The organism is Sporomusa intestinalis (genome assembly GCF_055383785.1).
Window position 1 is genome coordinate 1,301,481 of the sequence record NZ_AP042390.1, and the last position, 21,454, is coordinate 1,322,934.

The following is a 21,454-nucleotide window of genomic DNA, read 5'->3' on the forward strand; positions in this document are numbered from 1 at the left end:
AATGCCTGTTATTGTGGATAATCTGACAGAGCTTATTGGCAATACGCCGCTGCTGCGGCCCAATTCTTTTGCCAAGCTGGCCGGACTAAAGGCTGACCTGCTGCTTAAGCTCGAATATTATAACCCGCTGGGGAGTGTAAAAGACCGGATCGCCAATTCCATGGTGGCGGACGCTGAAAAAACAGGCGTGCTCAAACCCGGGGCGGTGATTATTGAGCCTACCAGCGGCAATACCGGTGTTGGCCTGGCTTTTGTGGCCGCAGCCAGAGGCTATCGTATCATTCTTACCATGCCGGATACCATGAGCCTGGAGCGCCGGGCGTTGTTAAAGGCCCTGGGGGCCGAGCTGGTGCTGACGCCGGGCGCTGACGGGATGAAGGGGGCTATCCGCAAAGCGGAGGAGCTGTCGGTGCGGATTCCGGACTCTGTCATTTTGCAGCAGTTCAATAATCCCGCCAATCCGGCCATTCACCGGGAGACAACAGCCGAGGAAATCTGGCGTGATACGGAGGGCAAGGTCGACATATTTGTTGCCGGTGTCGGCACCGGCGGCACCGTTACCGGCGTGGGTGAGGTGCTTAAGGCCCGTAAGCCCGGTGTCCGGATTGTTGCCGTTGAGCCCAATGATTCTGCTGTTTTGTCTGGCGGTAATCCTGCCCCGCATCAGATTCAGGGAATTGGGGCTGGCTTTGTCCCCAAGGTGTTTAAATTTGAGGCTGTCGATGAAATCTACAAGGTGAAAAATGACGAGGCGATTGATACGGCCCGGGTGCTGGCCAGGGTGGAGGGACTGCTTGTCGGCATTTCCTCCGGCGCGGCGGCCTTTGCTGCCGCGCAGATAGCCCGGCGGCCCGAAAATGCCGGCAAAACCGTGGTTGCCCTGCTGCCGGATACGGGGGAACGGTATTTATCAACAGTCCTTTTTAAAGACCTGACCGACGAAGGCAGCCTGTACTGGCGTTAACCGGCGCAACTATGGTATAGTTATAAGTAAATAGGTGAGAATGGCACCAGTAAAGTAGAGCAGGAGGGATTTTCGTGAGTATTTTCAGTTTGGTAAAACAGCGATATTCTGTGCGCAAATATGAAGACAGGCCGGTGGAGGCCGAAAAGCTGCAGCAGCTCTTGGCAGCTGGCCGCGTTGCCCCTTCAGCCCATAACAATCAGCCCAGCCGGTTGCTTGTTGTACAGGAGCAGGCCGGCCTGGAAAAGCTCAGGCAAGGGGCTAATGTGTATGGCGCACCGCTGGCCATCATTGTTGCCGGTGATCATGAGACGGCCTGGGTACGGCCTTACGACAAGAAAAAAAGTGTGGATATTGATGCCAGTATTGTTACCGACCATATCATTCTGGCGGCAACTGAACTGGGCCTGGGAACACTGTGGGTGTGCTACTTTGATCCGGTCGTAATTCGCCGGGAATTTAATATTCCCGATCACCTGGAACCCATTAATATAATCGGCATCGGCTACGCTGCCGGGGAAGCCAAATCACCGGACCGGCATGATGCAGCGCGGAAGCCGTTAGCAGAGCTTGTGGTCTGGGAAAGCTTCTGATAAGCATGTATTCATCGCAAAACAAAATAGCTGGTGCTGATTAGTTGAAAAGGCTAAAGGCCGGTAAACATTGGGAAATGTTGTACCGGCCTTTCTGTTTTCCAGCAAATAAACATAAAGGAGCATAGTTATGACCATTAACCTACAGGTTACTTCAGCCGGTACGCGCGAAAGCCGGCTAGGATCAATCACCGGCTATTCCGGGGATCTGCACGACCTGGTGCGGCAGAGTAAATGCGGAACGCTGCAGGAAAGGGAACGCTGCTTCAGTCAGTCCAGCTCTTGTGATGCCGGCTGCGCGTTAAACCAGCTGGCCAGCATCAGCGACGTTGCCGTGATCAATCACGCACCCTCAGGCTGCACGGCAGGATCTTCTACGACCATTGTCCATTATACTCAGCTTGCGGCCAAGCGGGGCATCGAATACAATACCGTTTTCCTGGGAACCGATATGGATGAAGCGGATACCATTTTTGGAGCGACAGAGGGTCTTCGGCAAATTATCATCGAGACCTACAGCCGCTACCAACCCAAGGCAATTTTTGTGGGAACCTCCTGCGTGTCGGGGATTATCGGCGAAGATGTTGACAGTGTCATTGCTGAGCTGCAGGCTGAATTGCCGGTTCCGCTGGCGCCGGTTCATTGCGAAGGCTTTAAATCGAGGGTATGGGCCTCCGGTTTTGACGCGGCCGACCATGCTGTGCTTACCAGCCTCGTCAAGCCGCCGCAAAAAAAGAGCAATATAATCAACTTCAAAAACTTTAACGAAAGCGCCAGAAAAGAAATCATCGAAATTTTTGCCAATTTTGGGGTTGAGCCCTTTTTCTTTTATGCCAATTCGACGGTAGAGGAGCTTTCCCGTTTGGCAGAAGCCCAGGCGACCGTGTCCATCTGCGGCACGTTGGGAACCTATCTGGGCAATGGTCTGGAGCAGGAATACGGAGTGCCCTATATCAAGACCATCAACCCCTTAGGGATAGCCGGCTTTGAGACCTGGCTCCGGGAGATCGGACGGGTAATCGGGCAAGACGCGGCCGTGGCGGCTTATATTGAACGGGAACGGGCATTCTATCTGCCTAAAATTGAGGCTGTAAAACAGCAGCTTACAGGCTTGCGGGCCGTACTCGGAATGGGAGCGAGCTTTGCCTTTCAGGTGTCCCGTGTGCTGCAGGAGCTTGGCATCGAGGTCGTATGGGTGGCCTCATGGCATTTTGATGCGAAATATGACAACGGGGAGGCTCCTCCTTACCTGGAGCAGCTGGTCGCAGACAATCCCGATAATTTTAAAGTAAGTGTAAGTGATCAGCAGAATTTTGAAATTCTTAATATATTAAATACCTATAAGCCGGATATTTATCTGGCCAGGCACCCGGGCACGACTGTCTGGGCGATTAAGCAAGGGATCGCGGCCCTGTTCCTTGGTGATGAATATAAGACGTTTGGCTACCGGGGGACACTGGATTTTGCCAATACCATACTTGACACCATCAGGAACCGGAGCTTCGAGAAAAATCTTGCTGCCCGGATTACACTGCCTTATTCCGATTGGTGGTATCAGCAGGATACCGCAGCCTTCCTGAAAGAGGATGTGAAATAGATGCCGAAAATACTGGATCAGCCAAGGTATAAATGCGCCATGGCCGCCATGCAGACCGTGCAGGGAATCACGAAGGCCCTGCCGATACTGCACTCGGGGCCTGGCTGTGCGGATAAACTGCAGGGGGGGAATTACGGCGGTTCCGGGCATTTTGCGCCGCGGGTTTTTCCCTGCACCAATCTTAATGAAAAAGATGTTGTTTTTGGCGGGGCGGAACGGCTACGGGAAACCATTGAGAATGCCCGCAAAGTAGTCAATGCCGACCTGTATGTTGTATTAAGCAGCTGCGCATCCGAGATTATCGGCGATGATATGGAAGAGGTCGTCCGCTCCTGCCAGGATGGGGGAAAACCTGTCATTTTTGCTTCCACAGCAGGTTTTAAGGGGAATAATTTGCTGGGCCATGAATGGGTAGTCCAGGCGATTATTGAACAATACTTGCGGCCGGCGGCCCAAAAGATCACAGGGCTTGTGAATATCTGGGCCAGTGTTCCCCAGTACGATCCCTTTTGGTACGGCAATTTATTCGAACTGGAAAACCTTGTTGCCCAGCTTGGACTCATCCCCAATACCATTTTCGGGTATGACCGGGGCATTAAGAATATCGACAAAATACCGGCCGCGGAACTTAACCTGCTGGCGTCGCCCTGGGTTGGCCTGAGCAATGTAAAACTCCTGCAGGAGAAATTCGGGACACCTTACCTGCACCTGCCCACACTGCCGATCGGCTCTTTTGAAACCAGTAAGTTCTTACGGGCAGTGGCCGACTTTGCCGGGATCGACAAGCAAAAGGTTGAGGACATTATAACGGAGAAGGAAAGAAAATACTATTATTTTATTGAACGGTTCGCCGACGTGTTTTTGGAGACCAGGGTGATGTCCAAACGGTTTGTTGTCGTTGCCGATGCGCAATATTCCTTAGCCATTACCAAATTTCTCGTGAATGATGTTGGTTTGTTTCCCTCTAAGCAATATATTACCGACAATACGCCACCTGAGTATCAGGAACAGATCCGGGCGGAATTCAAACAATTGAACTATGGGATCACCGCCGAGGTGAGCTTTCTTGCCGACGGCTGTCTGATTCAGGATGAAATTAAAGATACCTATTTTACCGGCTATCCCCTCATTATCGGCAGCTCCTGGGAAAAGAAGGTGGCCCAAAAAACACAGGCCCATTATTTGTCAGTCTCCTGGCCGCTAAAAGAAAGACTGGTTATCAACAGCTCCTATGTGGGCTATGGCGGCGGGCTTAAACTGCTGGAGGACATCTATTCGGTTGTGCTTACCCGGTTCAATTAGGGAAAGAAAAACAACACCGATTTGGAGTAATCAGCGTGTTAACAAGACCAAGCAGGCAATAAGGCCAAAGAAGCTATCCGCCATGCAAGCTCTTTGGCCTTATTGCTATATAATTAATTGAAGGGGAGGCAGGCTGCAGGATGTAAAAAAACAAAGGCCAGGGTATATCTGAGATATACCTTAGCCTTCGGTGTTTACCAATCAGCCTTGTAATTTAAGATTATAGTACTACAACAGGATAGCGGTGTCAATGGGGCAGGGCATTTTTTGCTTTTTTTGCCTGCCGGGCAAAGATCGCCGACCCCAGGAGGCAGCAAACACCACAGACAAAAATGGTGGGGCCGGCCCCCCAGTCGTTGGCAAAAACTCCAGCCAGCAGGTTACCAAAAGGGGTTATGCCCATATTAGCCATGGTATAAAAACTCATGATCCGGCCGCGTTTGTTGTCGGCAACCACCGTTTGCAGCAGCGTATTGCTGCAAACAGAGTGCAGCATCAGGCCGAAGCCAACACTGATAATCACCGCAAAGGACAGCCAAAACTGCGTGGACAAAGAAAACAAAATCAGGCCCAAGCCCAGGAGCGAAGAGGCAAAAATAAGCAGATAGGCCATTTTAATTGTACCGGCGTGGGTAGTGAGGAAGGCCGAGGCGATTAAGGAACCGGCACCGTTCGCGAACATCAGGTAGCCCAGCGTATCCGGCCCGCCCTGCAAAATTGTCCCGGCAAAGACGGGCATTAAGGCTATATAGGGCATACCGGCCAGGCTTACCAGTGCAACCAGCATGAGTACCGAACGGATGGTTGGGGAAGATGCGGCATACTGAAATCCTTCCCGCAATGCAAACCATATTTTTTTCTGGGGCGCAACAGCCGGCTGTACCGGCAGCCGCATGGACAGCAGGGCCAGGATAACGGCGATATAACTGAGTCCATTTAACAGGAAGCACATTCCTTCCCCCAGCAGCAGGATGAGCATGCCGGCAATGGAAGGCCCCATGATTTTTCCGCCGTTGACCAGGGAAGAGTTCAAAGCGATGGCATTGCCTAAGTCGGCTTTTGATTCCAGCATTTCAATGATAAAGGACTGTCTTACAGGCATATCAAAAGCATTAATGATTCCGAGGCAAGAGCCCAGGACCAGGATATGCCAGATTTGAGCCTGCTCTGAGAGGACGAGGCCTGCCAGCACCAAGGCCTGCAGCATGGACAGGATCTGGGTGACCAGTAACAGCCGGTGCTTATTCAGGCGATCGGCCAGCACGCCGGCCAAGGGCGCTAACAGGAGGGTCGGGATTTGCGTGGCAAAGCTGACCGTGCCCAGCATTAAGGCCGATCCGGTCAGCCGGTATACTAACCAGCCGATCGTGATGCGCTGCATCCAGGTGCCGATTAATGAGATACCCTGGCCAAAGAAAAATAACGCATAATTGCGGTGTTGCAGGGCCCGGAAAGGCTGCGTGCTGGACAATGATTTTACAATCCGCATAGGCTGGAGACTCCTCTGGCAGTACTTTACCTACCAAACTATCACAAAATAGTTGCGCGGTCAACTATTTTGTGATAGTTTGGTAGTAGCAGAGGCAAGTCTTACTATGAGCAAATACGTAAATGGCAGGTGGCATATGCAGGAAAGACCGTACATGGGCAAGTGGATATCCATCTTATACCGCACCGGGCAGGCTTATTTTGATAAAAGCTTTGCCGACTATGGCATTGGCGACAAGCATTACCGGTATTTATTATTCTTGTACCGCCAGGAGGGCGTAACGCAGGATATAATGAGCAAATATTTTTATGTGGATAAGGCGACAACGGCCCGGGCAATTCTGGCGTTAGAGGAGCTGGGGTATGTATATAGGGAGGTTGATGCGAGCGACAGACGGGCCAATAAGGTGTTCCTGACAGAGAAAGGGCGGGCAATGGAACCAGTCATCCGTTCCGTACTTAATGATTGGGCCGAGATCATGACAAGTGACCTGACGGCAGCGGAACGGAGTACGGTCTATGGCCTGCTGCAGAAAATGGCCTGTAAGGCGGCGGAGCGGAAGGAACGGGATTTCGGGAAAACAGGGTTTGAGAATAATCGCTGATGTAAAAAAATTAAGCTGAGAACAGAAAATACTCTTGCCTTTTTACAGTAGTTTACGTTATAATTTAATCCATAGCTAAATGCTGTGGATTAAGACTGATTGGAAAAAAGCCGAAGGTCAGAATGCCGTTTCTGGGGAAACGCTGTTCTGGCCTTATTTTATTGAACAGGGGCGATGCTGCTTACACACCGGTGACCGGTGCTTGTCTATGTAAAAAGCCATTATTTGGACAACTGGCTGGCTAAAAGCTGGAGGCTGTTTCCCAATTAACCTGGGACACAGCCTTTTTATTCTACCAGAATTTATAAATAAATTCTGTGGGCATAAGAAGGACTATACCCTAAAGGGCACAAGAGGCTTCTGCCATCGTACTAACGTACTCGGCCCAAGCCAAGTCTTATCTTATTAATATAAAAGGAAGCCGCCCTCCCCGACCAAGAGTGGAGCGACTTCCTCCCCAACACACCTCACGAGTGAGGTCTGCCTTGCTATAAATATAGCATTGTTTGACCTCCTCCTGCAAGGTGCAAATTTTGAAGGAGGTTTTGTTATGTGTAACAATTGCCGGTAATTTCCCTTGACCATCTCAATTATACAAGGAGGCAAAGTCTGAAATGAAAAAATCAATGATACTGTTAATCGCGATTGTGTTAGTCCTGAGTATGGCCGGTACGGCTGTGGCCGCAAATGAATTTACCGACGTTGCCGCCAGCCACTGGGCTTATGACGCTGTCAGGCAGTTGCAGCAAGCCGGTTTGGTTGACGGCTATAGTGATGGCGCCTTTCGCGGCGATAAGGCATTGACCCGTTATGAATTTGCTGTTGTCATAGGCCGCAGCCTGGAGAATTACACCAGGGCCAACACTCAGCAGCAGGGATTATTGGATAAACTCGCGGCAGAATTTGCTGCCGAACTGAATACTATTGGCGTCCGCCTGAACAAGCTGGAGAAAAATCAGCCTAATCTTAAGTTTAGCGGCATTGCCGAAGTCCGTTATACCTCACAGGACAATAACGGCACAGTTGCTTCCAGTGTCGGTGGGGCCTACCGCGTCAGACTGAATGGGGTGGCTAAAGTCGATGATAAAAGCAGTCTGGGGTTGCGGCTGGCATCAGGCACGGCCAAAGCGGGTACGAAATATAAGTATTCCAGTGCAACTTTTACCAGCTTTGGGTCCAACGCAGCCGCCGATGATAACAAAAATAACATTACGCTTGACCGGATTTTTCTGACTAGTACTATTGGCGCCGTGAAAACTACAGTTGGCGCCCAGGAGCTGAAGCTGGGGACAACCGGTTTCATCGTGGACAACGGCGCTATCAGCTTTGACGGTATAAAATTCGCAACGGCAGCCGGCGCAGTTAATCTTGTCGGCAACTGGGGCCGCCAGCAAAAGAACGGGTCGGCCGGCACAACGATTGACGTTGCCTCGCTGGAGGCGGCCGCCCAGCAGGGCAAACTCAATTATGGCGCCGGGTACGCCACCCTCAAAGACCGGGGGACTGTACATACAACCCTGGCAGAATACCTGTACGGCAATGCTAAATATCGATTTGATGACGGTTTTTCGCTGGGAGGCGAGTATGTTTATAACCAGCAAGCCGATGCAGATAAGACGGCCTGGGCAGCTGTAGCCACAATCGGTAATCAGGAGATTGTGGCCAGAGGCCAGAACAATATAGTTGTAAAATACTACCATGTTGATAAAAACTCGATCAGCAGACTAACCTCCTATAGCCTGCAAAGCAAGGCTGGAGCAGGTGTTACTGAAGCATTTTCCGATGTGAGAAATTTAAAAGGCTTAAACGTTGCTTATAATTACGGGTTCAGTAAAAGCCTAAGAGCCTATGTGGCTTATCAAAAGCTGACTGACAAAGAGGCTGCTGCTGGTGACGACCGCGGTTATCAATATTACCGGGCGGCGGTTGTAGCCAATTTTTGAGTTATAACACCGGCCGGCAGCGGGCAAACATCATAAAAGAAAAATAGAGTCAGAGACTGGTCTCTGACTCTATTTTTCAAATTCGCTGTTAATCCAGGGCCTGGGCCAAATCGGCAATGATGTCCTCAACATCCTCAATGCCCACCGACAAGCGCAGCAGACAGTCGCTGATGCCTAACCGCTGCCGGATGTCTGCCGGGATATCGGCATGGGTTTGGACGGCGGGGAAGGTAATCAGGGATTCGACACCGCCTAAGCTCTCGGCAAACTGGAGAACTTTTATTTTACGCAGCACCTGCGCCGGCAGGCGGGGATGGTCCACGACAAAAGAAAGCATGCCGCCATACCCTGCTGCTTGCCCATCCTGTATTTCCTTGCCGGGATGATCCGGCAGCCCCGGATAATACACTTTGGTAACACTGGGGTGCGTGACCAGCCATTTGGCGACAATAAGGGCGTTTTCCTCATGCTGGCGCAGCCGGATGGCCAGGGTTTTTAAGCCGCGCAGCAGCAGCCAGCTGTCCTGCGGTCCGAGGATAGCGCCGGCCGCATTTTGGATGAAGCCGATTTTTTCACAGAGGGCAGGGTCTTTGGCTACTACCAGGCCGCAGACAACATCATTGTGGCCTGACAGATACTTGGAGCCGCTATGGACAACGATGTCGGCGCCAAGGGTTAGCGGCCGTTGCAGATAGGGGGATAAAAAGGTGTTGTCGACAATGACATGGATAGGCTTCCCGCTGCTGCGGGCAAGACCAACGATGGCTTTTATATCGGCGATTTTCATCAACGGGTTTGTCGGTGTTTCCAGCAAGATGGCTTTGGTGGCCGGCTGCAGCGCCTGTTGTACCTGGATCAGATCGCTGGTGTCCACGAAAGTGGCAGTGAGGCCAAATTCATTAAATAATTTGTCGACAATGCGGTAGGTGCCGCCATAACAGTCTTCGGTTAGGACAATATGATCACCGGGCCGGTACAGCATGAGTAGCGATGTAATGGCTGCCATGCCTGAGCCAAAGGCGAAGCCGGCATGGCCTTCCTCCAGGGCTGCCACTGCCTCTTCCACGGCTTTGCGGGTTGGATTCTGCGTGCGCGAATAGTCGAAGCCGGTACTGCGGCCAAGCTCGGGATGACGGAAGGTGGCTGTCTGATAGATGGGTGTACTGATAGCACCGGTAGTTTTGTCACTGACCAGTCCGGCTTGAACAACTTTGGTAGCAAATTTCATAGCGATCATCTCCTGTTTTAATAATGGTAAGAAAAAACAGCTCTTCCGCAAGAAGAGCCGCCTATATACGCTGATAACTCATCTTCCGGATTGCTCCGCTGGATTTAGCACCTTGCATAAATGCCGGTTGCCGGGTGTCATAGGGCCAGTCCCTCGACCACTCTTGATAAGTTGCTATTCAATTATTGGTTATTATTTTGTCATAGTTATTACCATTTGTCAATAGACATTTGTTAACTGGACGATGTTCTTTTTATTGACGGCAGTTCAAAAACCAGATATCATAATTGCAAAAGGGTACAGCTGTTTTGGGAATACAGGGGGAGGCACTGAGCGTATGACGGACGTAGGCGATATCCGGGCATTAATTACAAAGGCCGAAATAACCCATGAACTTACAAAGTGCGAAATGGTTGCGCTGTTGACAGATAATCAATATACAGCAGAATTTTTTGCTGCTGCCGACCGGGTGCGTCGGAAGTATGTGGGGGACGAGGTTCACCTGCGCGGTCTTATCGAATTTTCCAATATTTGCAAACAAAACTGTCTGTATTGCGGTCTGAGGCGTGACAATAACAAGGTAGACCGTTACCGGCTGGATATCGACACAATTATTGATTTTGCCGGCAAGGCAAAATCATACGGCTACCGCACCGTGGTATTGCAGTCAGGGGAAGACGAATGTTTTGATGTTGCTACGATGGTTACCATCATTAAGAAAATTAAGCAGCTTGGTTTGGCAATCACAGTCAGCGTGGGTGAAAAGCCCCGGGCCGTGTACCAAGCCTACCGGGAAGCCGGGGCCGACCGCTATCTGCTCCGGATTGAGACAACAGACAAAGCACTGTACGAGCAACTGGACCCGGGGATGAGCTGGGATAACCGGGTGCGATGTCTGCAGGATATAAAGGAACTGGGCTTTGAACTGGGCACCGGCTGTTTGGTTGGGCTTCCGGGCCAGACATTAGAGTCGCTGGCTGACGATATTCTTTTCTTTAAAAAGCTGGACGCCGATATGATCGGGGTAGGGCCGTTTATTCCTAACCCGGATACCCCGCTGGCCGCTGCGGCCGGTGGCACCTTCGAACTGAGCACCAAAGTCATGGCCATGACCCGCCTGCTGTTGCCTGATATTAACATTCCGGCGACGACGGCAATGGAGTCACTTCATCCCCAGGGGCGCGTACTGGCCCTGCAGCGTGGCGCCAATGTGGTTATGCCCAATGTTACCGAAGGGGAATACCGGCAAATGTACCTGCTATATCCGGGAAAAATCTGTATCAATGATACACCGGCCCATTGCCGGGGCTGTATTACCGGTAAAATACAGGGTATTGGCCGGCAAGTGTCTGAGACGTATGGATTCAGGCAAAAACATGCCTAGTAGAGCCAAATGGAGGAAATATCAATGACTAAACAGGACCTTATGAGTACAGGCAGGCATTTTTCCGATGCCGGCCTTGAGCTTATTGAGCATGCGGTGCGGGATATTAGTTTTGGTTCGCTTACTTTAGTAGTCCAGGATTCAAAGGTAATTCAGATTGAAAAGCTGGAGAAAATCCGGATCTGTGAGCAGCAGCCGAAAGCCAGCGGCAAAACTACAGTGAAGGCAGCAGACGGCGCTGCTTTGCGGACGCGGATTTTACAATCTGTCAGTGGCATGGAGTATGGGAAGGTTGCCATCCAAATTCAGGCAGGGCAAATTATTCAGGTGGAGCGGACAGAAAAATACCGGGTAGGCAAATTTACCGGACTCCACGGCGAAGGAATTTAAGCGTTGACACCTATAAAGTAATATGCTATCATAACTTACAAATATGGTACTCAGCAGTCTGAGGCCATTACAAGCGATTATGTGCTGATCAGAAATATACTGAAGGCCAAGGTCCGCTAAGCGGAACCCTGGTCTTTTATTTTCCTACAGCCTTTCTACAATCGCTGAGGGAGGGGTATGGATGACGGCACCCGGCTCGGCCCGTATTGTTTGCAGAAATTGCGCCAACCTTCTTGCCCGGTGGTGCTATCAGCGGTACTGGTGGTTCCGGCTGGTACGGGAACCGCTGCTGCTGGGGATGCGCCTTATGGCCTGGTGGCATGGAATTGATGCCCGGGGGCCTGCGGTCGGCAACCGGGAGTGCAACGGCTGCATCCGGTTTATGAAGAATGAGCTGGAGGAGAAGTCCGCTGCTTTCCGGTTTCTTAATAACAGTATCGGCAAACGCGTTAGCAGGCTGCGGGATGCAATGCTTACCCAGCAGGACCTGGATGAGGCCAAACGGTATGCCCGGGAAGCAAACCTGCATGAATAATTTTAGCGCATGATACATAGCCTTGACAGCCAATCATGCTACAATAAATTTTTATAGTGAGAGAATACTTGGTTGATCAGAAAACTGAAGGCCGGGGATGTGCAGAACATCTTCGGCCTCTTTTATTTGCACACAGACAACGAATAGTGGGGGAATGGAGCATGAGTACCAAACAAGACTTACAACAGCTGAGCTGCACGGATTGCAGTGTGTATAACTGCCGGTCCAGAAGCCGGCAGTTTCCGGGCTTTTGCCTAACCACAAAAGATAATGGCGGCCATTCGATTGCCGGCGATATTGAGGAAATTAAAAGTTACCTGCAGGGAGATCATCAGGATGCCGTTGTAGCCCGGGCGTCGGCGCAGGTCGAGGGACTTTTTTACGGCAAAAAGACCAGGGTGGAAGAGATTATTGAGTTTGCCAACCGGATCGGGGCAAAGAAAATTGGTATTGCGACCTGCGCCGGGTTGATCGAAGAAGCCAAGATATTTGCCGGCATCCTGGCGGCCAAAGGCTTAGACTATTACAGCGCCATCTGCAAGGTGGGGTCTGTTGATAAAGCCGATATTGGCGTGCTGGAAGAGCACAAGCTCAGGCCGGGCAATCATGAGGCCATGTGCAATCCGCTTTTGCAGGCCCGCATCCTGAATTATCAAAAAACCGACTTGAATGTTGTTGTCGGGCTGTGTGTGGGTCATGATTCCTTATTTACCAAATACTCGGACGCCCTGGTTACTACCCTGGTAGTTAAAGACAGGGTAACAGGCCATAATCCGGTGGCGGCTTTATATACGGCTCATTCCTATCACAAGCGGCTGCTGCAGCAAGAAAAGTAAGTAAATAAAAAACGGGGGGATTTATTTATGAAAAAAGCGAAATTGATTGCTCTGGCCCTGGCTGTGGTTACACTGCTGGCCCTGGCGCTGGCCGGCTGCCAGTCTGCAGCACCGGCAACGGCCGCCAAAAAGAAAATTGTCATCGGTACCGGCAATGCCTATAAACCGTACTGCTTCTTAGATGAAAAGGGCAATCTCACCGGCTTCGAGATTGAGGTTCTCAAAAAAATCAATGAAAAGCTGCCCCAGTATGAATTCGAGTTTAAAACATTTGATTTTAACGCCATCCTGGTCAGTCTGGAAACAGGCAAGATCGATCTGGCCGCCCATCAGTTCGAGGTGAATCCGGAACGGAAAAATAAATTTTTGTTTGGTGACGAGGGTGTAACCGTATATGACCTGAAACTGGTGGTCAAAGAAGACCGGAATGATATAACAACCCTGGATGATCTGGCAAAAATAAACGGCACAATTGAAGTCGGCAAGGCTTCTACCAATAAAACCTATGTTGTTGATAAATGGAACAAGGAACACGGCAATAAGCTGAATTTGGTATTTGCCGCCTCCGACACGACGATAACCCTGCAGAACCTGGAATCCGGCAAGACCGATGCGTTTGTCAATATCCAGCGCAATGTGGATGATTATCGCGCTACCTATAAAGCCAAAATTAAGACTGTAGGCGAGCCGATCAGCTTTTCCAATTCCTATTATCTCTACCGCAAGGACGATCCCACCGGGGCGCAGCTGAAAAAGGATATTGATGCTGTTCTCAAAACCATGAAAGAGGATGGCACACTGGTGAAGCTGTCGCAGCAATGGCTGGGAGGAGACTATATTCCAAAACAATAAGGAAGGGCTAAACCAGGATGGAAAATATATTTCTTTTTAGTTTATTTCTTGACAGTTTTCCGTATTTACTGTCCCGGCTGCATATCACCGTCGCCATTGTGGCGGTGGCGCTGTTTTTTGGTCTGATCCTGGGAACAGTCCTGGCGGTGGTCCGGCTGTATAAAATACCAATTGTGTCTCAACTGGCTACTGCCTATATTTCCTTTATCAGAGGGATTCCCATCCTGGTGCTGCTGTTTATTGTGTATATCGGTGCGCCCCTGGTCGCCGGGGCGTTCGGCGCCAATATCAACCGCTGGGATACCCTGATATTTGTCATGCTTACTTATATCATGAATTCGGCCGCGTTCTTATCTGAGATTGTCAGGTCTGCCGTTACCGGCGTGGAGAAAGGACAAATGGAAGCCGCTTTCTCTGTGGGAATGACCCGCTGGCAGGCTTTTCACCGTATTGTCGCCCCCCAGGCCTTGCAGATTGCCATTCCTGCCCTGGGCAATACGGTGGTGTCGCTGCTTAAAGATACCTCTTTGGCTTATACGCTGGGGGTCATTGATGTCATCGGCATTATCCAGGCCATCAGCAGCAGCACGCATCGTTCGCTGGAGGCCTACACCGCTGCGGCTGTCATCTTCTTTGTATTGAGTTTTGGCCTGGAACGTTTTTTTAAATGGCTGGAGAGAAGAATCGGTATCAACAATACGATTCCCGGTACCCAAGGGGCGGTAAATAACAAAATTGCTGTAGTGGGCAGGTGAGAGCGTGGGGTTTCAGTTTGATGTCTCTTTCTTACTGTTTGAAATCGGGATAGCGATAAAATATATTCCTGTTGTGCTGCTGTTGTCGGTCCTGCCTCTAATCATTGGCCTATTGCTGGGCACAGGCATTGCTTTAACCAGGTTATTCAAAGTACATCCCGTCGATAAAATACTGACTGTAGTTGTAATATTCCTGCGGGGGGTGCCGCTTGTTCTCCAACTGACCATCCTTTATCTGGCAGTAAGTTTGAGTATTGATTCGTTTGCCCAAACCTTGGGCCTGCGCCTGTCGTCCAAGGACCTGTCCTACACGCTGATTGCTGTAGTCGGATTATCGATTAATGCCACTGTGTATCTGTCCGAGGTCATGCGCACGGCGCTGCAGTCCGTGCCTGCCGGCCAGTATGAGGCTGCTTATTCGGTCGGGATGACCTCCGGCCAGATGCTGCGGCGAATTATTATCCCCCAGGCCCTGCCTGTGGCGATCCCCCTAATCGGCAGTAATTTCATCGGCCTGATTAAGGGGTCGGCGATCGCCTCGCTCATTTCCGTGGTCGAGATTATTAATGGCACACTCTATGAGGCCAGCGGCAATTATAAGTTCCTGGAGGCCTATGTGGCGGCGGCTATTATTTACTGGTGCTTGTGCCTGCTGGTTGAGCGCCTGGTGGCCTTTCTGGAAGGCCGGGTCGGAGTATATGGCAAGGGTGGGGTAGTATGATTGAGCTTAAGGGCTTGCATAAAGCGTTTGGCAAGCAGGAAGTATTAAAAGGCATCGATCTGAAGGTCGAAAAGGGTGAGGTTGTTGTTATCCTTGGCCCCAGCGGCTCAGGCAAGACAACCCTGCTCAGGTGCCTGAATTTTTTGGAGCAGCCTGACGACGGGGAGATTGCCATCGGCAGCACCCGGGTTCATTGCAATCACGTCTCCCGGCAGGAGATCCTGGCAATCAGAAGAAGTACGGCGATGGTCTTTCAACTGTATAATCTGTTTAAGAATAAAACCGCTCTGGAAAATATTATGGAAGGACTGGTGATCGCCCGGAAGGTTCCCCGGGAACAGGCAGAAGCAACCAGCCGCCAGCTGCTGGCCAAGGTTGGCCTGGCCGATAAAGGGGACGCCTATCCCAGCCAGCTGTCAGGCGGACAGCAGCAGCGGGTGGGAATTGCCAGAGCCCTGGCTCTGAATCCGGAAGTCATTCTTTTTGATGAGCCGACCTCGGCCTTAGACCCTGAGCTGGTAGGCGAGGTGCTGGGGGTGATGAAAAAAGTAGCCCAGGAAGGCCTGACGATGATTGTCGTAACCCATGAAATATCCTTTGCCCGTGATATTGCCGACCGGGTGATTTTTATTGATGGCGGGATAATTGTTGAACAGGGACCGCCGGCGGACATTCTTTTTCATCCGCGGGAAGAAAGAACCAAACAGTTCCTGAAAAGAATTTTGCCTGTTGAGGATTATGCGATCTAGTAGATGAAGTACTAGCTGCTATTTTGCACCTAAATTATGTATAATTAGCATATATAATTAAAATCAAGTGAGGAATTCAGGATGGCAAATAATAAAACAGTCTTTGATTTTGATACGATTATTCCCCGCCAGGGAACCGGCAGCAGTAAATGGGATGCGGTGGAAAAAGTGTTTGGCAGCCGGGACGTGCTGCCCCTGTGGGTTGCCGACATGGATTTTGCCGCTCCCGCCGCCGTGACAGCCAGGCTGGTGGAGCGGGCCCGGCACCCGATCTATGCCTACAATACCCAGGAGGCGCCCTTATATCAGTCCTTTATTGACTGGGTTAAGCACCGGCATCACTGGGAGCTTGAAAAGGAGTGGATTCTTCTGGCTCCGGGCGTTGTGCCGTCAATTATCCTGTCCATTTTAGCCCTGTCGGCGCCAGGTGACGGCGTCATTATCCAGCCGCCGGTCTATCCGCCGTTTTTCGCCGCCATCAAGGATAATGACCGGCGAATCGTGGAAAACCCATTGCTTGTTAAAGAGGGCTATTATGAGGTTGATTTTGCCGATCTGGAGCAAAAGCTGGCCGATCCCCGGAATAAAATACTATTATTTTGCAGTCCCCACAATCCGGTGGGACGGGTATGGCGCAGGGCCGAACTGGAAAAAATATATGAACTCTGCCAGAAGTACCAGGTCGATATCCTGGCCGATGAAATCCACAATGATCTGATTTATAGCGGGCAGCGCCATACTGTGTTTGCCTCCCTCGGCCCGGCGGTGGCGAAAGAGACGGTTACTTTTATGGCTGCCAGCAAAACCTTCAATATCGCGGGGCTTAATTTCTCCTTTATCGTCGTCCCCTGCAAGCGCCGGCGGGCCCTGCTCAGCTCCTGGTTTGCCAAACTGCATATTAACCGCAACAATCTTTTTGGGGCTGTTGCCACGGAAACGGCCTACCGGGAGGGCGAGGCCTGGCTGGATTCCCTGCTGCCCTATCTTGAGGGCAATGCCGATACGTTGATCGAGTTTGCCCGGGACCGTCTGCCTGGCGTCAAGGTAGTGAAACCGGAGGGGACTTTTTTGGCCTGGCTGGATTTTCGCGCCTATTTTACCAATGCCAGAGAACTGGAAGCCTTCCTGGTGCATAAAGCCCGCGTGGGGCTAAATCCCGGCAGAAACTTCGGCAGTCAGGGCGAAGGCTTTGCCCGGCTGAACTTTGCAACCCAGCGCAGTGTGCTGCTGGAGGGACTAACCCGGATAGAAACGGCCCTGCAGGCGATTAAACCGCTAACCGGAAAGTATCCTAGTTGATACTAGGGCACAAATTAGTGCGTACTTGCGAATAGAAAGCCGAAAGGATAAGATAAATACAGGAATTTATTTCCATTCGTATCAAGAAGAATGAGGGAGGTTTCTCGATGCCCTATTTACTGGAACCGTTGCAGGTCGGAACGTTAACCTTGGCCAACCGTTTGGTTATGCCGCCGATGGCTACCGCGAAGGCGGCAGCGGATGGGAAGGTCAGCCAGGCTATTCTTGCTTATTATAACGAAAAAACAGCCGGTGGTTATCTCTCCCTGGTCATTGTAGAACACAGTTTTGTGCAGCAGGCCGGGAAAGCCAGCGAGAATCAGCTGTCTGTCGCCGACGACAGTGTTGTTGACGGGTTGAAGGAACTGGCAGGTGTTATCCAGCGCAATGGGGCTAAAGCTGTTGTGCAGATCAACCACGCCGGGAGCGCGGCCGACCCGGCGGTAACCGGTGTTGCGCCGGTCGGGCCCTCGGCGGTGCAGAACCCCCGCAAGGGCAGTATACCGCAGGCACTTACCCGGGCAGAGATCGGTGAGGTTGTTGCCGCCTTCGGGGCCGCCGCGCGGCGGGTCAAAGCTGCCGGCTTTGACGGGGTGGAAATTCATTCCGCCCATGGCTATTTTCTCAATCAGTTTTTTTCGCCGCTGACGAATAAGCGCACTGATGAATATGGCGGTGATGTGCCAGGGAGAATTAAGATTCACCTGGAGGTGATTGCCGCCGTGCGGGAAGCGGTGGGGGATGACTTCCCCGTTTTCATCAGGCTGGGAGCAGCGGACTATGTAGAGGGCGGGACTACTGCCGCCGACAGTCAGCTTGCCGCCAGGGCGTTTGCCGGGGCCGGCGTCAATGTCATCGATATCTCCGGCGGTTTTTCGGGCTACATCGTCCCGGGCAATAATGAACAGGGCTATTTTGCGCCCCTTAGTGCCGCGGTTAAGGAAGTAGTTGCCATTCCGGTCATCCTTACCGGCGGCATTACTGAAGTGCAGGCGGCCGAACAGTTGCTGGCGGCAGGCAAAGCAGACCTTATCGGCGTCGGCCGGGCCGTTTTCCAGGATTCCTTATGGGCGCAAAAAGCGGTTACCAGTATCAAGCAGGCTTAGCTGCAGGCGGGGTGAAGGCTGTAAAGCAGTCAACAGCTAAAAAAGATAAACAGGAGGTAGTCCAGATGGCAGTAAATGAGGTTTTAGCAACAATCAAAAAGCGTAGAAGTGTGCGCAGCTTCCAAGCGGACCAAATCGCCGGGGCAGAACTGCAGAGTGTCCTGGAGGCCGGGCTTTATGCCCCCAGTGCCGGCAATCAGCAGCTCTGGCATTTCACAGTCATCCAGGACAAACAGGTGCTGGAGCAGCTGAACACGAAGGCCAAAGCAGGCGCGGCCCAGATTGATAACGAGCATATTCAGCTGATGGCTAACAATGAAAAGTTTAATATCTTTTACGGTGCGCCAACCGTGGTGCTGGTCTCCGGCAAGGAGGACGGCCTGATGATCGAGTCCGACTGCGCGGCTGCCACCCAAAATATATTATTGGCCGCTGAAGCCATTGGGCTTGGCTCCTGCTGGGTCGATCTTGCCTTATTTGCGTTTGGCGGCGAACAGGATGAGGAGTACAAACAGCAGCTGGGCATCCCGGCCGGGTATAAGCCATTTTCCTCAGTGGCGCTGGGCTATAAGAAAAGCGAGGTGGTAAACGCCCCCGCACGCAAAGAAAACGTGATTAATTACATCAAATAGGGAGTTTATCACACTCTGGAACAGAAACTGCCGTGAGGCGCGTCGGAACAGCAGTTGGTTGATCAGTAAGCAAGCTGAAGGCCGGGCAGCGGTAAGCTGCGCCGGCCTCGTTTACATTGGCGTAGGCCGCCGCCGGTTAAAGATTTAGCCATGCCGTACTTAGGTGCTGCTGCGGGGCCTTGTATTTGCCAGACAGGGAGGGGCGCTGTGACAATAAAAGCTTTGTATATATCAGATTTAGACGGGACCTTGCTCAACAGCCAGAAAGAGATCAGCGAAACCACTAAAAAAACACTCAATGCCCTTGTTGCCAGTGGGGGATATTTTTCTGTGGCAACCGCCCGGACCGCCGTATCCTCACAAAAGATACTGGCCGGCGTTCCAATGAATACCCCTGTGGTCTTGATGAACGGGGCAGCAATCTATGATCTGGCGGACAGTACATACCTAAAAACAGAAACAATACCGCCGGCAGCGGCTTATTCTATTATTGAAGTTATCAAAAAACACAACATTACCGGCTTCATGTATTCAGTTGTTGCTAATCAGCTGCAGATATATTATGAGAGTTTAAATACAACGGCACTAACCGCTTATCATGACGAACGGGTGATGAAATATGCCAAATCCTTTGAACAGGTTGCCTGTTTTTCTAATAAGATCAGGGATGATAAGGTAATCTATTTTGCCTTTATGGGGCCAAAAGCGCGATTGTCGGCATTATTGCCTGATCTGAAAAAGCTGGCAGGCATCGGCATGGTGCTTTCCCATGATGTTTACACCGAGAATCTGTGGTACCTGGAGGTATACAGCGCCAGCGCTTCCAAGTACAACGCAGTCAACTTTATCCGCAGCTATTGTGCTTTTGACCGGGTCATAGGCTTTGGCGACAATGTTAATGATATCCCGCTATTAAAAGCATGTGATGAGTTTTATGCGGTAGCAAATGGAGTGTACGAGTTAAAAGAGCAGGCAACCGGGATAATTGCGGATAATAATTCAGACGGGGTTGCCCGGTTTATTGCTGCCAGAACCAAGTGCTAATCCAGCTTGTAGCGATAGCTGACTTAAAAAATAAGAGGCTAGCAGCAGTTTATGGCTGTTGGCCTCTTTAGCTTAACAGATCTTTAGGTTCGTAGAATATGCTTAGGAGTGAATGATATGTCCAAACAACGCTATTTTTTCACATCAGAGTCGGTTACGGAAGGTCATCCCGATAAGCTGGCTGATCAAATCTCCGATGGCGTGGTTGACGCCATCCTGGCGCAGGATTCTCAAGCCAGGGTAGCCTGCGAAACAAGCGTTAATACCGGGCTGGTATTGTTGACGGGCGAGGTTTCTACAAAAGCGAATGTTAACTTTAGCCAGGTTGCCAGAGATACGATTGCCAGGGTGGGTTACACCAAAGCGGAATATGGCTTGGATGCCGCTACTGCGGCTGTTCTGGTATCGATTGACCAGCAATCACCGGATATTGCCCAGGGGGTAAATCAGGCTATCGAAAGCCGTAGTGGCAGCAGTGACGAAAGGTGGGACAAAATTGGCGCAGGGGATCAGGGGATTGTATTTGGCTATGCCTCAAATGAAACCGACGAATACCTGCCGGCGCCGATTGCCTTTGCCCATCGGCTGGCCAAACGGCTGGCTGCTGTCCGCAAAGCAGGGCTGTTGCCCTATTTACGGCCTGATGGTAAGACACAGGTCACGATTGAATACGAAGATTTTCTGCCGGTGCGGGCTGAAGCCATACTGATTTCGGCCCAGCATGCGCCTGAAACCGAAACGGAACAAATTGCGGCAGACTTAAAGAGACTGGTTATTGATGAAATTTTTCCTCCCCAGCTATTAGATGCAAAAACTAAGTTTCTGGTAAATCCAACCGGGCGATTTGTCATTGGCGGGCCGCAGGGAGATGCCGGTTTGACCGGCCGCAAAATTATTGTGGATACTTATGGCGGCTATTCGCGGCATGGCGGCGGGGCCTTCTCCGGCAAAGATCCGACCAAGGTCGACCGTTCCGGGGCCTATGCGGCAAGATATGTTGCCAAGAATATTGTTGCCGCCGGTCTGGCGAAACGGGCGGAAATTCAGATTGCCTATGCGATTGGGGTTGCCAGACCGATATCTATTTTCGTAGATACTTTTGGTACCGGGCGATTGAGCAATAGTGAACTACTGGCTGCTATCAATAAGAATTTCGACTTAAGGCCGGCAGCAATTATAGAGCAGTTGGATCTCAGGCGGCCGATTTACCAGCAGGTTGCCGCCTATGGGCATTTTGGCCGTACCGATATCGATGTTCCCTGGGAACGGACGGATAAAGCATTTGAGTTATTGCAAGGCACCCGTACACACCGGCGAATTAGTGGTGAATACTGAGCGCAGATAAGTTGGCGGTTGTATTCCCTGACTCGGGAGCGCAGCCTTTTGGCGTACAGCTTGGTTGATATATTATCTTTTGGCTGGTGTGTGTAG

21 protein-coding genes and 1 riboswitch are annotated in these 21,454 nt (G+C 51.1%); of the genes, 19 read left to right on the forward strand and 2 right to left on the reverse strand.

Annotation, left to right across the window (positions count from 1 at the left end; all coding sequences use genetic code 11):
- Position 1 precedes the first annotated feature (1 nt).
- The 4 genes from cysK (at position 2) to ACZ481_RS05915 (ending at position 4,456) form a co-directional block, all read left to right on the forward strand.
- Positions 2 to 964: a cysteine synthase A gene (gene cysK, locus ACZ481_RS05900; protein ID WP_464769235.1), complete on the forward strand. Its 963-nt coding sequence runs from the start codon at positions 2 to 4 to the stop codon at positions 962 to 964.
- A 74-nt stretch (positions 965 to 1,038) separates the two neighbouring features.
- Positions 1,039 to 1,557, forward strand: a complete 519-nt coding sequence (locus ACZ481_RS05905; protein ID WP_464769236.1) for a nitroreductase family protein — start codon at positions 1,039 to 1,041, stop codon at positions 1,555 to 1,557.
- A gap of 130 nt (positions 1,558 to 1,687) precedes the next feature.
- Positions 1,688 to 3,154, forward strand: coding sequence for a nitrogenase component 1 (locus tag ACZ481_RS05910; RefSeq protein WP_464769237.1), 1,467 nt, complete (start codon positions 1,688 to 1,690; stop codon positions 3,152 to 3,154).
- Complete coding sequence (locus ACZ481_RS05915; protein WP_464769238.1) at positions 3,155 to 4,456, forward strand: nitrogenase component 1; 1,302 nt, start codon at positions 3,155 to 3,157, stop codon at positions 4,454 to 4,456.
- A gap of 247 nt (positions 4,457 to 4,703) precedes the next feature.
- Here ACZ481_RS05915 and ACZ481_RS05920 read toward each other — a convergent pair whose 3' ends face one another.
- Positions 4,704 to 5,945 (reverse strand): MFS transporter, encoded by a 1,242-nt coding sequence (locus tag ACZ481_RS05920; protein ID WP_464769239.1) that lies wholly within the window; start codon positions 5,943 to 5,945, stop codon positions 4,704 to 4,706.
- Positions 5,946 to 6,081: 136 nt separating this feature from the next.
- Between ACZ481_RS05920 and ACZ481_RS05925 the strand changes: the two genes are divergently transcribed.
- Together ACZ481_RS05925 and ACZ481_RS05930 are read left to right on the forward strand one after the other, a co-directional pair.
- Entirely contained in the window at positions 6,082 to 6,549 is a 468-nt protein-coding gene (locus ACZ481_RS05925; RefSeq protein ID WP_464769240.1) for a MarR family winged helix-turn-helix transcriptional regulator, read from the forward strand.
- A gap of 614 nt (positions 6,550 to 7,163) precedes the next feature.
- Entirely contained in the window at positions 7,164 to 8,492 is a 1,329-nt protein-coding gene (locus ACZ481_RS05930) for an S-layer homology domain-containing protein (protein WP_464769241.1), read from the forward strand.
- Positions 8,493 to 8,580: 88 nt separating this feature from the next.
- On the opposite strand, the gene ACZ481_RS05935 is transcribed toward ACZ481_RS05930, so the two are convergent.
- Positions 8,581 to 9,720 (reverse strand): trans-sulfuration enzyme family protein, encoded by a 1,140-nt coding sequence (locus tag ACZ481_RS05935; protein ID WP_464769242.1) that lies wholly within the window; start codon positions 9,718 to 9,720, stop codon positions 8,581 to 8,583.
- A gap of 75 nt (positions 9,721 to 9,795) precedes the next feature.
- A riboswitch (SAM riboswitch) is annotated at positions 9,796 to 9,893 on the reverse strand.
- Between the two features lie 164 nt (positions 9,894 to 10,057).
- Between ACZ481_RS05935 and hydE the strand changes: the two genes are divergently transcribed.
- From hydE to metK, 13 genes are all read left to right on the forward strand, one after another.
- Positions 10,058 to 11,104: a [FeFe] hydrogenase H-cluster radical SAM maturase HydE gene (gene hydE, locus ACZ481_RS05940; RefSeq protein WP_464769243.1), complete on the forward strand. Its 1,047-nt coding sequence runs from the start codon at positions 10,058 to 10,060 to the stop codon at positions 11,102 to 11,104.
- 24 nt (positions 11,105 to 11,128) lie between these two features.
- Positions 11,129 to 11,494, forward strand: coding sequence for a YezD family protein (locus ACZ481_RS05945; RefSeq protein WP_464769244.1), 366 nt, complete (start codon positions 11,129 to 11,131; stop codon positions 11,492 to 11,494).
- Between the two features lie 181 nt (positions 11,495 to 11,675).
- Positions 11,676 to 12,029, forward strand: coding sequence for a nitroreductase (locus ACZ481_RS05950; protein WP_464769245.1), 354 nt, complete (start codon positions 11,676 to 11,678; stop codon positions 12,027 to 12,029).
- A gap of 161 nt (positions 12,030 to 12,190) precedes the next feature.
- A complete protein-coding gene (locus tag ACZ481_RS05955) occupies positions 12,191 to 12,865 on the forward strand; it encodes a DUF1847 domain-containing protein (protein WP_464769246.1) in 675 nt (224 codons plus the stop codon).
- Between the two features lie 27 nt (positions 12,866 to 12,892).
- The gene (locus ACZ481_RS05960; protein ID WP_464769247.1) at positions 12,893 to 13,717 is read left to right on the forward strand and encodes a transporter substrate-binding domain-containing protein; all 825 of its coding nucleotides are present in this window, start codon (positions 12,893 to 12,895) and stop codon (positions 13,715 to 13,717) included.
- A 17-nt stretch (positions 13,718 to 13,734) separates the two neighbouring features.
- The gene (locus ACZ481_RS05965) at positions 13,735 to 14,472 is read left to right on the forward strand and encodes an amino acid ABC transporter permease (protein WP_464769248.1); all 738 of its coding nucleotides are present in this window, start codon (positions 13,735 to 13,737) and stop codon (positions 14,470 to 14,472) included.
- Between the two features lie 4 nt (positions 14,473 to 14,476).
- A complete protein-coding gene (locus ACZ481_RS05970) occupies positions 14,477 to 15,193 on the forward strand; it encodes an amino acid ABC transporter permease (RefSeq protein ID WP_464769249.1) in 717 nt (238 codons plus the stop codon).
- A complete protein-coding gene (locus ACZ481_RS05975; RefSeq protein ID WP_464769250.1) occupies positions 15,190 to 15,942 on the forward strand; it encodes an amino acid ABC transporter ATP-binding protein in 753 nt (250 codons plus the stop codon). The genes ACZ481_RS05970 and ACZ481_RS05975 overlap by 4 nt, the downstream gene beginning before the upstream one ends.
- Before the next feature lie 81 nt (positions 15,943 to 16,023).
- Complete coding sequence (locus ACZ481_RS05980) at positions 16,024 to 17,241, forward strand: MalY/PatB family protein (RefSeq protein ID WP_464769251.1); 1,218 nt, start codon at positions 16,024 to 16,026, stop codon at positions 17,239 to 17,241.
- Between the two features lie 107 nt (positions 17,242 to 17,348).
- Positions 17,349 to 18,347 carry an NADH:flavin oxidoreductase gene (locus ACZ481_RS05985; protein WP_464769252.1) on the forward strand — a complete coding sequence of 333 codons (999 nt, stop codon included), beginning with the start codon at positions 17,349 to 17,351 and terminating at the stop codon, positions 18,345 to 18,347.
- A gap of 65 nt (positions 18,348 to 18,412) precedes the next feature.
- Positions 18,413 to 18,979 (forward strand): nitroreductase family protein, encoded by a 567-nt coding sequence (locus ACZ481_RS05990; RefSeq protein ID WP_464769253.1) that lies wholly within the window; start codon positions 18,413 to 18,415, stop codon positions 18,977 to 18,979.
- Between the two features lie 207 nt (positions 18,980 to 19,186).
- On the forward strand, positions 19,187 to 20,023 hold the full coding sequence (locus ACZ481_RS05995; RefSeq protein ID WP_464769254.1) for an HAD family hydrolase: 837 nt from the start codon (positions 19,187 to 19,189) through the stop codon (positions 20,021 to 20,023).
- Between the two features lie 117 nt (positions 20,024 to 20,140).
- Positions 20,141 to 21,358 carry a methionine adenosyltransferase gene (metK, locus tag ACZ481_RS06000; RefSeq protein ID WP_464769255.1) on the forward strand — a complete coding sequence of 406 codons (1,218 nt, stop codon included), beginning with the start codon at positions 20,141 to 20,143 and terminating at the stop codon, positions 21,356 to 21,358.
- Positions 21,359 to 21,454: the final 96 nt, after the last annotated feature.

Bases quoted from the DNA above. Each gene is read 5' to 3' on its own strand.
- metK (WP_464769255.1), top strand. From the start codon at position 20,141: ATGTCCAAACAACGCTATTTTTTCACATCAGAGTCGGTTACGGAAGGT.
- ACZ481_RS05965 (WP_464769248.1), top strand. From the start codon at position 13,735: ATGGAAAATATATTTCTTTTTAGTTTATTTCTTGACAGTTTTCCGTAT.
- ACZ481_RS05990 (WP_464769253.1), top strand. From the start codon at position 18,413: ATGGCAGTAAATGAGGTTTTAGCAACAATCAAAAAGCGTAGAAGTGTG.
- cysK (WP_464769235.1), top strand. From the start codon at position 2: ATGCCTGTTATTGTGGATAATCTGACAGAGCTTATTGGCAATACGCCG.
- ACZ481_RS05980 (WP_464769251.1), top strand. From the start codon at position 16,024: ATGGCAAATAATAAAACAGTCTTTGATTTTGATACGATTATTCCCCGC.
- ACZ481_RS05915 (WP_464769238.1), top strand. From the start codon at position 3,155: ATGCCGAAAATACTGGATCAGCCAAGGTATAAATGCGCCATGGCCGCC.
- ACZ481_RS05910 (WP_464769237.1), top strand. From the start codon at position 1,688: ATGACCATTAACCTACAGGTTACTTCAGCCGGTACGCGCGAAAGCCGG.
- ACZ481_RS05960 (WP_464769247.1), top strand. From the start codon at position 12,893: ATGAAAAAAGCGAAATTGATTGCTCTGGCCCTGGCTGTGGTTACACTG.
- hydE (WP_464769243.1), top strand. From the start codon at position 10,058: ATGACGGACGTAGGCGATATCCGGGCATTAATTACAAAGGCCGAAATA.
- ACZ481_RS05975 (WP_464769250.1), top strand. From the start codon at position 15,190: ATGATTGAGCTTAAGGGCTTGCATAAAGCGTTTGGCAAGCAGGAAGTA.
- ACZ481_RS05920 (WP_464769239.1), bottom strand. From the start codon at position 5,945: ATGCGGATTGTAAAATCATTGTCCAGCACGCAGCCTTTCCGGGCCCTG.
- ACZ481_RS05955 (WP_464769246.1), top strand. From the start codon at position 12,191: ATGAGTACCAAACAAGACTTACAACAGCTGAGCTGCACGGATTGCAGT.
- ACZ481_RS05950 (WP_464769245.1), top strand. From the start codon at position 11,676: ATGACGGCACCCGGCTCGGCCCGTATTGTTTGCAGAAATTGCGCCAAC.
- ACZ481_RS05925 (WP_464769240.1), top strand. From the start codon at position 6,082: ATGCAGGAAAGACCGTACATGGGCAAGTGGATATCCATCTTATACCGC.
- ACZ481_RS05930 (WP_464769241.1), top strand. From the start codon at position 7,164: ATGAAAAAATCAATGATACTGTTAATCGCGATTGTGTTAGTCCTGAGT.
- ACZ481_RS05985 (WP_464769252.1), top strand. From the start codon at position 17,349: ATGCCCTATTTACTGGAACCGTTGCAGGTCGGAACGTTAACCTTGGCC.
- ACZ481_RS05945 (WP_464769244.1), top strand. From the start codon at position 11,129: ATGACTAAACAGGACCTTATGAGTACAGGCAGGCATTTTTCCGATGCC.
- ACZ481_RS05935 (WP_464769242.1), bottom strand. From the start codon at position 9,720: ATGAAATTTGCTACCAAAGTTGTTCAAGCCGGACTGGTCAGTGACAAA.